The 10,655-nt window shown below is 72.0% G+C and carries 7 protein-coding genes; 5 read left to right on the forward strand and 2 right to left on the reverse strand.

Features of this window, described 5'->3' with window-relative positions:
- Nucleotides 1-3,557 (reverse strand): beta-ketoacyl synthase N-terminal-like domain-containing protein (locus tag ACFV1W_RS38885; RefSeq protein WP_380422116.1); only part of this gene is annotated, 3,557 nt, incomplete at its 3' end.
- A gap of 265 nt (nucleotides 3,558-3,822) precedes the next feature.
- On the reverse strand, nucleotides 3,823-4,689 hold the full coding sequence (locus ACFV1W_RS38890) for an ACP S-malonyltransferase (protein ID WP_380422117.1): 867 nt from the start codon (nucleotides 4,687-4,689) through the stop codon (nucleotides 3,823-3,825).
- Between the two features lie 447 nt (nucleotides 4,690-5,136).
- Here ACFV1W_RS38890 and ACFV1W_RS38895 point away from each other — a divergent pair, with 447 nt between their 5' ends.
- The 5 genes from ACFV1W_RS38895 to ACFV1W_RS38915 all read left to right on the forward strand — a co-directional run.
- Nucleotides 5,137-6,828 (forward strand): flavin monoamine oxidase family protein, encoded by a 1,692-nt coding sequence (locus ACFV1W_RS38895; RefSeq protein ID WP_380422122.1) that lies wholly within the window; start codon nucleotides 5,137-5,139, stop codon nucleotides 6,826-6,828.
- 54 nt (nucleotides 6,829-6,882) lie between these two features.
- Nucleotides 6,883-8,628, forward strand: a complete 1,746-nt coding sequence (locus tag ACFV1W_RS38900) for a fatty acyl-AMP ligase (protein WP_380422119.1) — start codon at nucleotides 6,883-6,885, stop codon at nucleotides 8,626-8,628.
- Nucleotides 8,628-10,220 (forward strand): acyl-CoA carboxylase subunit beta, encoded by a 1,593-nt coding sequence (locus ACFV1W_RS38905; RefSeq protein WP_380422120.1) that lies wholly within the window; start codon nucleotides 8,628-8,630, stop codon nucleotides 10,218-10,220. Before ACFV1W_RS38900 ends, ACFV1W_RS38905 begins: the two co-directional genes overlap by 1 nt.
- A complete protein-coding gene (locus tag ACFV1W_RS38910) occupies nucleotides 10,217-10,447 on the forward strand; it encodes an acyl-CoA carboxylase epsilon subunit (protein WP_380422121.1) in 231 nt (76 codons plus the stop codon). The genes ACFV1W_RS38905 and ACFV1W_RS38910 overlap by 4 nt, the downstream gene beginning before the upstream one ends.
- A gap of 68 nt (nucleotides 10,448-10,515) precedes the next feature.
- Nucleotides 10,516-10,655 (forward strand): biotin carboxylase N-terminal domain-containing protein (locus tag ACFV1W_RS38915; RefSeq protein ID WP_380420974.1); only part of this gene is annotated, 140 nt, incomplete at its 3' end.

Below are 10,655 nucleotides of genomic sequence, written 5' to 3' on the forward strand. Positions count from 1 at the left end.
ACACCCACAGCCGACTCCATCAGCCCCGGATGAACAACGAACCCCTCCACCGACACACCATCAGCGAGCGCGACCTCGGCGAACACCTCCTCACCAACAGACCACACCCCCTCCCCCACAACCCGCCCACCCACCGGCGGCCACACCGACAGATCAAACCCCGGCCCCTCCGACACCACCGACAGCACACCCGACGCATGCACCGTCCAGGCCGCGGAGGCCTCGGCCACCTCCGGACGCGAGAAGACAGCCACAGCACGCCGGCCCTCGGCATCGGCCGCCTCGACGGTCACCCGCAGCACCACGCCACCCTGCTCGGGCAGCACCAGCGGAGCCTGCACGGTCAGTTCCTCGACAGTGCCCGCACCGACCTGGTCACCGGCGTGCACCGCCAGCTCCACCAACGCCGACGACGGCACCACCACCACCCCGTGCACCCGGTGCTCACCCAGCCACCCGTGCGACGCCAACGACACCCGCCCCGTCAGCACCACACCGTCCGAACCCGGCAGAGCCACCACCGCACCCACCAACGGATGCCCGCTCACCCCCAGACCCAGGCTGCTCGCGTCCCCCGCCGCCGGAGCCACATCGAGCCAAAAACGCTCACGCTGGAACGCGTAGGTCGGCAGATCCACCCGACGGCCCCCACGGCCGGCGAACACGCCCTCCCAGTCCAGCTCGGCACCACGGGCGTGCACGCCGGTGACGGCCTCGGTGAAGGACACCGCCTCCGGGCGGTCCCTGCGCAGCACCGGGGCGAACACCGCGTCCTCGGTGTCGGTCAGGACGCCCTGGGCCAGGGCGGAGAGAGTCCCGTCCGGGCCCAGCTCCAGGAACTTCCTCACGCCCTGCCCGGCGAGGTAGGCGATGCCGTCGGCGAAGCGCACCGCCTCGCGGACGTGCCGCACCCAGTACTCCGGCGAGGCCAGTTCCTCCGCCGTCGCCAGTTCACCGGTGACGTTGGAGACGATCGGGATGCGCGGCGCGGAGTAGCCGATCACGCGGGCGTGCCAGCGGAACTCCTCCAGCATGGGCTCCATGCGCGGCGAGTGGAACGCGTGGCTCACCCGCAGCTGGCGGACCTTGCGGCCCTGCGCCTTCCAGTGCTCCAGTACCTCCAGCACCGCGGCCTCGTCGCCCGAAACCACCACCGACGTCGGCCCGTTGACCGCCGCCACGGCGATCTCCGACTCCCGGCCGGCCAGCAGCGGCAGCACCTCCGCCTCGGTCGCCTCGATCGCCGCCATCGCACCACCGGCGGGCAGCGCCTGCATCAGACGCCCACGCGCGGCCACCAGGACGGCGGCGTCCTCCAGCGAGAACACCCCGGCGACGTGGGCGGCGGCCAGCTCGCCGACCGAGTGGCCGACCAGGAAGTCCGGCACCAGACCCCAGGACTCCACCAGACGGAACAGCGCCACCTCGACCGCGAACAGCGCCGCCTGCGTGTACGCCGTCCGGTCCAGAAGCTCCGACCCCTCGAACACCACGTCCTTCAGCGGCACATCGAGGTGCAGGTCCAGGTAGGAGCACACCTCGTCGAAGGCCGCCGCGAACACCGGGAACGCCTCGTACAACTCCCGGCCCATGCCGGTCCGCTGGCTGCCCTGGCCCGTGAACAGGAGGGCCAGTGCCCCGCTGGAGGCGACCGCGCCGGCGGTGTCCCCGGCGGCGAGCGCCGCGAGGCCCGCGAGCAGCTGGTCCCGGTCCGAGCCGGAGACGACCGCCCGGTGCTCGAAGCGGGAACGCGACAGCGCCAGCGAGTACCCGACATCCGTGAGCGACAACTCCGGCCGCCCCTCGACGAACGCCGCCAGCCGCGCCGCCTGCGCCCGCAGCGCCGCCTCCGACTTGCCCGACACCACCCACGGCACCGGAGCGTCGACCGTCACCTCGACGGCCTCGGCCGGCTCCTCCACCGGGGCCTGCTCCAGCACCACGTGCGCGTTGGTACCGCTCATGCCGAACGACGAGACGCCGGCCCGGCGCGGACGCCCGGCCGCCGGCCACTCCCGCGCCTCGGTCAGCAGCTCGACCGCGCCCGCCGACCAGTCGACGTGCGGCGACGGCTGCTCGGCGTGCAGGGTCCGCGGCAGCACGCCGTTGCCCAGCGCCAGGACCATCTTGATCACACCGGCGACACCGGCCGCCGCCTGGGTGTGACCGACGTTGGACTTGAGCGAGCCGAGCCACAGCGGCTCGCCGCCCTCACGCCCCTGTCCGTACGTCGCCAGCAGGGCCTGGACCTCGATCGGGTCGCCCAGCTTGGTTCCGGTGCCGTGGCCCTCGACGGCGTCGACGTCGGCGGGGGCGAGGCCGGCGTCGGCCAGGGCGCGGCGTATGACGCGCTGCTGGGCGAGGCCGCTGGGGGCGGTCAGGCCGTTGGAGGCGCCGTCGGAGTTGATGGCGCTGCCCTTGACGAGCGCGAGCACGTGGTGGCCGTTGCGGCGGGCGTCGGAGAGGCGCTCCAGCACCAGGATGCCGGCGCCCTCGCCCCAACCGGTGCCGTCGGCGTCGGCGGAGTAGGCGCGGCAGCGGCCGTCCTCGGAGAGGCCTCGCTGGCGGCTGAAGGCGAGGAAGCCGCCGGGGCTGGACATGACGGCGGCGCCGCCGGCGACGGCCAGCGGGCAGTCACCGCGGCGCAGGGCCTGCACGGCGAGGTGGAGGGCGACGAGCGAGCCGGAGCACGCGGTGTCGACGGTGATCGTGGGGCCCTCGAAGGCGAAGGTGTAGGCGAGGCGGCCGGAGGCGACGCTGGCGGCGTTGCCGGTGAGCAGGTAGCCCTCCAGGCCGTCGGCGGCGTCGGACAGACGCGGGCCGTACTCCTGGTTCTCGACGCCGACGTAGACGCCGGTCTGGCTGCCGCGGGCGGCCCTGGGGTCGATGCCCGCGTTCTCCAGGGCCTCCCAGGTGCTCTCCAGCAGGAGGCGCTGCTGCGGGTCCATGCCGAGGGCCTCGCGCGGCGAGACGCCGAAGAAGTCGGCGTCGAACTCGCCCGCTCCATGCAGGAACCCGCCCTCGCGGGTGTAGGTCCTGCCGCCGTCGTCCGGGTCCGGGGAGTACAGCTCGTCCAGGTCCCAGCCGCGGCTGGTGGGGAATCCGGAGATGGCGTCGCGGCCTTCGGCGAGCAGCCGCCAGAGGTCGTCCGGGGTGTCGACGCCACCTGGCAGCCGCACGGCCATGCCGATGATGGCGATCGGCTCGTCGTCGGCGGCAGCCGCGACCGCCTCGTCCGCGGGGCTGTCCTCGGTGCCGGAGAGCAGGCGGCGCAGTTCGCGCGCGAGCGCCCGCGGGGTGGGGTGGTCGAAGGGCAGGGTGACGGGCACGGAGAGGCCGGTGGCGGCGATCAGCCGGCGGTGGAACTCGACGGCGGCGAGCGAGTGGAAGCCGAGTTCGAGGAAGGAGCTCTCGGGGTCGATCTCGGTCGGCCCGCCGCGGTCCGTGCTGCTGAGCACGTCCTTGACCAGACCGGTGACGAAGGCGAGCAGGTGGCGTTCCTGCTCCGGACCGGTCAGTTCAGACTGCGAACGGAATTCTCCGGACTGGCCTACCATCGCTCGCTCCACCACTCTGCCGACATGGCTGTTCAGGGCTGTTCAGGGCTGTTCAGGGAAAACCGGACTTCACGCGAGGGTAGGTCGCCGCCGAGCGGCGCCCACACCCCTACGCACCCCTTTCGCCCGGAGGCGATCCCGGTGGGGTCCGGGTCGGTCCGGAGGGGGTTACGGCGGTGCGCCGACGGGGCTTCCGGTGACGTTTCCGGCGAAGTTCCGGCGGGGTTCCGGTTGCGCTCCCGGATCCGCGGGAGCGCCGCCGGATTCAGCGCTTGGCCGGCCGCAGCGTGGACCGGAGGACGCTTTTCGGGTCGACCGCGACGACGTCGAAGTTCCGGGTGGTGCACTGCACCCGGCGGAACAGGTTCTCGGGGCCGGTGATGTAGAGCGTCCGCACACCGACCCCGAGCAGCGAGTCGACGACGTCGGGCCAGCGGATCCCCTTGTCGAAGGTGTCGAGCATCATGGTGCGCATCCGGTCTGCGGTGGTGACCAGACTGCCGTCCTGGTCGGCGATGACGGTCTGCGCGGGGGCGCCGATCTCGTAGCGGCAGAAGACCTCCTCCTCGGCCTTGCGTCGCAGCCCGTCGAAGGCCTCGGCGTGCACCGGCGGGCGCATGGTGTACATCGAGTAGCCGCCCATGGCGCCGATGGCCTTCTTGAGGCCTTCGAGGAGGTGTTCCCGGACGGAGAGCATGTAGAAGCCCTGGTCGAGGCGGCCCGAGACGTCGTACCACTCGCCGTCGGCGGTGAGTCCGTCGAGGTATTCCCGGAAGTCGTCCTCGGGAACGCGCACGAAGGAGTGCGTCACGACGTCGGTGTGTTCGGTGGCGAAGAACTCCTGCTCGCAGCGGGCGAGTTCGGCGGTCATCCGGACGACGTCGGCGTAGTCCATGGCGCCGGTCCAGGCGGCCGCGGCCTTCTGCCCGAAACTGGGGCCGGCGACGTAGTCGGCGCGCATTCCCATGACGTCCTCGGCCCGGTCGGCCAGCGCCAGGGAATTGACCAGGAAGGCCACCTGGGTGTATTCGGAGTAGTCGTCGTCGGCCGCGTGGAACCGGTCGAGCAGCGAGTACCCCAGGGCCCGGTCGGCGTCGGCTATCCGCCGTCGCGCGTATCTGTCGAGAACCATGAACTTGCCGACCGTGGAAAAGCTTGACGGCCCCATTCCAGGAAATACGACAGCTGTCTTCTCTTCCATCAGCATTTCACCCAACAGTCAGCTAGCGGACAGCGTGACCGAGGCTACGGCGGGGTTTCGGCCGGCGACCACCCCATAAGCCCCCTAAGCCGACCCCGCACCGGTGCGCACGGAGTTCCGGGCGGCGGGGGTCGGACCGCGACAGCAGGGGTGACCTGCGGCGCAGGCCGCTCGGCGCGGTCTTTTGTACGGGTTGGGGCCCGTTGACAGGGTACGTAGGGGTTGCCCCCGCGACACCGCGAAAAATAGCGTGAGCCCGTCGGCGAAGGCGACCCGTGGTCCAGGGGCACAGAGCGCGGCCCACCCCGGGCCGACGCCTATGAGGCGCGGCGCGAGCGTGCGGAACTCTGCCGGAAATTCTCTGATTCTCGACCCAGTATTGTCGGCACGGCCCGAGGGGTTTTCCAGATGACGTCACCAAGCCCGGCTTCGATAGGCATGCTCGTTCCGGACTTCCCGTTCTCCTACGACCGGTGGCTGACCCACCCGGCCGGGCTGGGCGTGCTGCCACCGGAGCGGGCCGGCACCGAGGTCGCGGTGGTCGGCGGCGGCATGGCCGGACTGACCGCCGCGTACGAGCTGATGCGGCTGGGACTGCGCCCGGTGGTGTACGAGGCCGGCGACCTCGGCGGCCGGATGCGGGCCGTGCCGTTCGCCAAGCACCCGGAGTACGTGGCCGAGTTGGGCGCGATGCGCTTCCCGGTCTCGGCGAAGGCGCTCTACCACTACATCGACCTGCTGGGACTGGCGACCAAGCCGTTCCCGAACCCGCTGGCGCCCGCCACCCCGGGTACTCTGATCGACCTCAACGGCGAGCAGGAGTGGGCGCGTTCGCCGCAGGACCTGCCGGAGCTGTACCAGGAGGTCGCGGACGCCTGGGAGAAGGTGCTCCAGGAGCGTGCGGACCTCTCGACGATGCGCGACGCGATCGCCCGGCGGGACGTGCCGATCCTCAAGGCCGTCTGGAACCGCCTGGTCCGCGAGTTCGACGACGAGTCTTTCTACGGCTTCCTGGCGAGCTCCTCGGCGTTCCACTCGTTCCGGCACCGGGAGATCTTCGGCCAGGTGGGCTTCGGCTCGGGCGGCTGGGACACCGACTTCCCCAACTCGGTGCTGGAGATCCTCCGGGTGGTCTACACCGAGGCGGACGAGAACCACATGTCGATCGTGGGCGGGGTGCAGCAACTGCCGTACGGCCTGTGGCGGCACGCGCCCGAGGCCCCGACGCACTGGCCGGCCGGCACCTCGCTCGCCTCGCTGCACGAGGGCGGCGTGCCCGGTCCGGCCGTGGTGGGCCTGCGGCGCAAGGGCGAGGAGTTCGTGGTCGAGGACGCGGACGGTGGCATCCGCCGGTTCCCGTCCGTGGTGTTCACCCCGCACGTGTGGACGCTGCTCAACCGCATCGACTGCGACCCGACCCTGCTGACCCAGCCGCAGTGGACGGCCGTCGAGCGCACCCACTACATGGGCTCGTCGAAGCTCTTCGTCCTCACCGACCGGCCGTTCTGGCGGGACATCGACCCGCGGACCGGTCACGAGGTGATGGGGATGACGCTCACCGACCGGATCGCGCGCGGCGTCTACTTGTTCGACAACGGCCCCGACCGCCCCGGCGTGATGTGCCTGTCCTACACCTGGAACGACGACTCGCTGAAGTTCGCCTCGCTCACCGACCACGAGCGCCTGGAGGTCCTGCTGGCCCGACTGGGCCGGATCTACCCGGACCTGGACATCCGCTCGCACATCATCGACGAGCCGATCACCGTCACCTGGGAGACCGAGCCGCACTTCATGGGCGCGTTCAAGTCGAACCTGCCCGGCCAGTACCGCTACCAGCGGCGGCTGTTCACGCAGTTCATGCAGGACGGCGTGAAGCCCGGGCACCGCGGCTTCTTCCTGTGCGGCGACGACGTCTCATGGACCGCGGGCTTCGCGGAGGGCGCGGTGACGACGGCCCTCAACGCGGTGTGGGGCGTGGTCCACCACCTGGGCGGCCACGCCCCGCGGGCCAACCCCGGTCCCGGTGACCTCTTCGACTCCCTCGCGCCCCTGGATCTCCCGTACTCGTGATCCGGCACGCCACCACCGACCGTCCACGTCCTCGCGAAACGAGGTAGCACGACCGTGACCACCAACGAACCGGTGCTGATGGGCCCCGCCATGACGCTGCCCCAGGCCCTGAGCCTGCGCGCCGAGAAGCAGCCCGACGACACCGCGTACGTCTACCTGCGGGACGGCGAGGAGCCGGACGGCTCGCTCACCTACCGGCAGCTGGACGTCGACGCGCGTTCCCGGGCCGCCGCGCTGGCGGCGGCCGGCCTCGGCGGGGGCAGCGCGGTGCTGCTCTACCCCTCGGGCCTGGAGTTCGTCCGCACGCTGCTCGGCTGCATGTACGCGCGGGTGTCCGGCGCCCCGGTGCAAGTGCCCCGGCGGGCCACCGGTCTGGCGCGCCTGCGCCGGATCGCCGACGACGCGGGCACCACGACCGTGCTGACCACCGCCGAGGTGAAGCGCGACCTGGAGGAGCGCTTCGGCGACCGCACGGAGCTCGCCGGGCTCACCCTCGTCGACACCGGCGCGCTGCCGCGGGCCGAGTGGACCGGCGGGTTCCCCGAGCCGGAGGACACCGCGCTGCTGCAGTACACCTCCGGCTCGACGGGCGACCCCAAGGGCGTCATGGTCACCCATGCCAACTTCCTCGCCAACGTGGCCGAGACCGACGAGCTGTGGCCCTCCGGACCGGACGGCGTGGTCGTGTCCTGGCTCCCGCTCTTCCACGACATGGGGATGCTCTTCGGCGTCCTGATGCCGCTGTGCGAGGGGATGCCCGCCTACCTGATGGCGCCGGACGCCTTCGTCCGCAGCCCGGGCCGGTGGCTGGCGGCCATCGACCGCTTCCGGGGCACCCACGCCGCCGCGCCCAGCTTCGCGTACGAGCTGTGCGTGAAGGCCGAGCAGGAGGGCAAGGTGGCGCCCGGACTGGACCTCTCCTCGTGGCGGGTGGCCGCCAACGGCGCGGAGCCGGTGCGCTGGCAGGCGGTCCGGTCCTTCGCCGAGGCCTTCGCGCCGGCCGGCTTCCGCCCGGAGGCGATGTGCCCCGGCTACGGCCTCGCCGAGAACACGCTCAAGGCGACCGGCAGCCGGCCCGCCGAGGAGCCGGCCCTGCTCTGGGTGTCCACGGACGCCCTCCGGGCGGGCCGGGTCACGGTGTCCGCCCCTGGGGCGGACGCGCAGCCGCTGGTCGGCTCGGGCGTCCCGGTGCTCGGTACCACGGTGCGGATCGTCGACCCGGCCTCCCGGACCGCTCTGGCCGATCGCGAGGTCGGCGAGATCTGGGTCTCCGGACCGTGCGTGGCCGCGGGCTACCACGGGCGTCCGCAGGAGTCCGAGGAGACCTTCCGGGCGTCGATCGACGGGCAGGAGGAGGCCGGCACCTTCCTGCGCACCGGCGACCTCGGCTTCGTCCACGACGGCGAACTGTTCGTCACCGGCCGTCTCAAGGACGTCATCATCCGCCAGGGGCGGAACTTCTACCCGCAGGACATCGAGCTCTCCGCCGAGACCGCTGCTCCCGGCCTGCACCCCAACGCGGCCGCGGCGTTCTCCGTCGACGACGGTGAGCGCGAGCGCCTGGTCATCGTCGTGGAGGCGGACGGCCGGGCCCTGCGCACCACCGGTCCCGACGAGTTGACGGCGCGCATCCGCGCCGCCGTCCACGAGGGCCAGCGGCTCGACGTGGACGAGGTCGTCATCGTGCGGCGCGGCTTCCTGCCCCGGACGACCAGCGGCAAGGTGCAGCGCCGGGCCTGCCGGAACCGCTACCTGAACGGCGAACTGAAGCACGCCTCGGCAGCGGAGAGGAGCGCCTGATGGCCTCGGACACCCCACACGCCCACGAACAGCGGGCGGGGACGGCCGCCCGACTCGCCGAACTGCAGCGCCGCCGCGACGAGCTGGCCGCACGGGCCGACTCCACCGCCGCCCGCAAGCAGCACGAGAAGGGCAAGCTCACCGCCCGCGAACGGATCGACGCGCTGCTCGACCCGGGCTCCTTCGTCGAACTCGACGCGCTGGCGCGGCACCGCAGCCACGACTTCGGCCTGGAGCGGAACCGTCCGCTCGGCGACGGCGTGATCACCGGCTACGGCACCGTCGACGGCCGGAAGGTGTGCGTGTTCGCCCAGGACTTCACGGTCTTCGGCGGCAGCCTCGGCGAGACGTACGGCGAGAAGATCGTCAAGGTGATGGACCTGGCCCTCAGCACGGGCTGCCCGGTCATCGGCATCAACGACTCCGGTGGCGCCCGCATCCAGGAGGGCGTGGTCTCGCTCGCCTACTACGCGGAGATGGTCCGGCGCGAGGTGGAGGGTTCGGGCGTCATCCCGCAGATCTCGCTCATGATGGGCCCCTGCGCCGGCGGCGCGGTCTACGCCCCCGCCATCACCGACTTCGTCGTGATGGTCGAGGACATCTCGCACATGTTCGTCACCGGCCCCGAGGTGCTGCGCACCGTCATGGGCCAGCACGTCGACCGCGAGGAACTCGGCGGCGCGCTCGTCCACAACACCGTCTCCGGCAACGCGCACTACCTCGCGCAGGACGAGAAGGACGCCTTCGAGTACGTGCGGCTGGTGCTGGGACACCTGCCCTCCAACAACATGGAGGACCCGCCGGTCTACGCCGCCACCGAACCGGAGACCCTCACCGCGGCCGACCGGGCGCTCGACACCCTGGTGCCGGACAGCCCCAATGTGCCGTACGACATGCGCAAGGTCGTGAAGACCGTGTTGGACGGCGGCGAACTGCTGGAGGTGCAGCCGCTGTTCGCCAAGAACGTGGTCTGCGGACTCGGGCGGATCGACGGGCACAGCGTCGGCATCGTGGCCAACCAGCCGATCGTCTCCGCCGGCGCCCTGGACATCGACGCCAGCGAGAAGGCCGCGCGCTTCATTCGGATGTGCGACGCCTTCCACGTCCCGATCGTGAGCTTCGTCGACGTCCCCGGCTTCCTGCCCGGCCTGGAGCAGGAGCAGGCCGGCATCATCCGCCGCGGCGCCAAGCTGATCTACGCCTATGCCGAGGCGACCGTCCCGATGGTCACCGTGGTCACCCGCAAGGCGTACGGCGGCGGTTACGGCGTCATGGGGTCCAAGCACCTGGGGATCGACATCAATCTCGCCTGGCCCACCGCCGAGATCGCGGTGATGGGCGGCGAGAGCGCTGTGACCGTGCTGCACCACCGCGCGGTCAAGGCGGCCGAGGACCCGGCCGCCGAGCGGGCCCGGCTGCGCCACGAGTACGAGCAGGCGCTCTGCAACCCGTACGCGGCGGCCGAACGCGGCTACGTGGACGCGGTGATCATGCCGCACGAGACCAGGCGGGCCGTCGCCGGCGCGCTGGAGACGCTGCGCGGCAAGCGCACCTCCCGGTTGCCCCGCAAGCACGGCAACATCCCGCTGTGAGCGGGGCAGGAGGCGGCGGCACCGCGCACCCGGTCGAGGACGGCCTGCTGGTGGTGCACGGATGCCCGACGAACGAGGAACTGGCGGCCGTGGTCGTCGCGGTGACGGCGCTGACCGCCACCGGGGACCCCACCGGTGCGGCCGGCCCGGCCCGGGTCGGCCGGGGCTGGGCGGCCCCCGCCCGGCGAATGACCCGCTGGCCCCGGCGCTGGGGCACCGGTGGCTGACCGGCCGCGCGTGCGGCCGCACGACCACCCGAAACGACGAGCAAACGGCAGGGACGAGGGAGTTCAACGTGCGTAAGGTGCTGATCGCCAACCGGGGGGAGATCGCGGTGCGGGTCGCCCGGGCCTGCTCGGACGCCGGTATCGCCAGCGTCGCCGTCTACGCCGAGCCGGACCGGGATGCGCTGCACGTCCGCGCGGCCGACGAGGC

Origin of the sequence: Kitasatospora sp. NPDC059648 (assembly GCF_042734825.1) — a bacterium.
Lineage (GTDB): Bacteria > Actinomycetota > Actinomycetes > Streptomycetales > Streptomycetaceae > Kitasatospora.

Bases quoted from the DNA above. Each gene is read 5' to 3' on its own strand.
- ACFV1W_RS38905 (WP_380422120.1), top strand. From the start codon at position 8,628: ATGGCCTCGGACACCCCACACGCCCACGAACAGCGGGCGGGGACGGCC.
- ACFV1W_RS38890 (WP_380422117.1), bottom strand. From the start codon at position 4,689: ATGGTTCTCGACAGATACGCGCGACGGCGGATAGCCGACGCCGACCGG.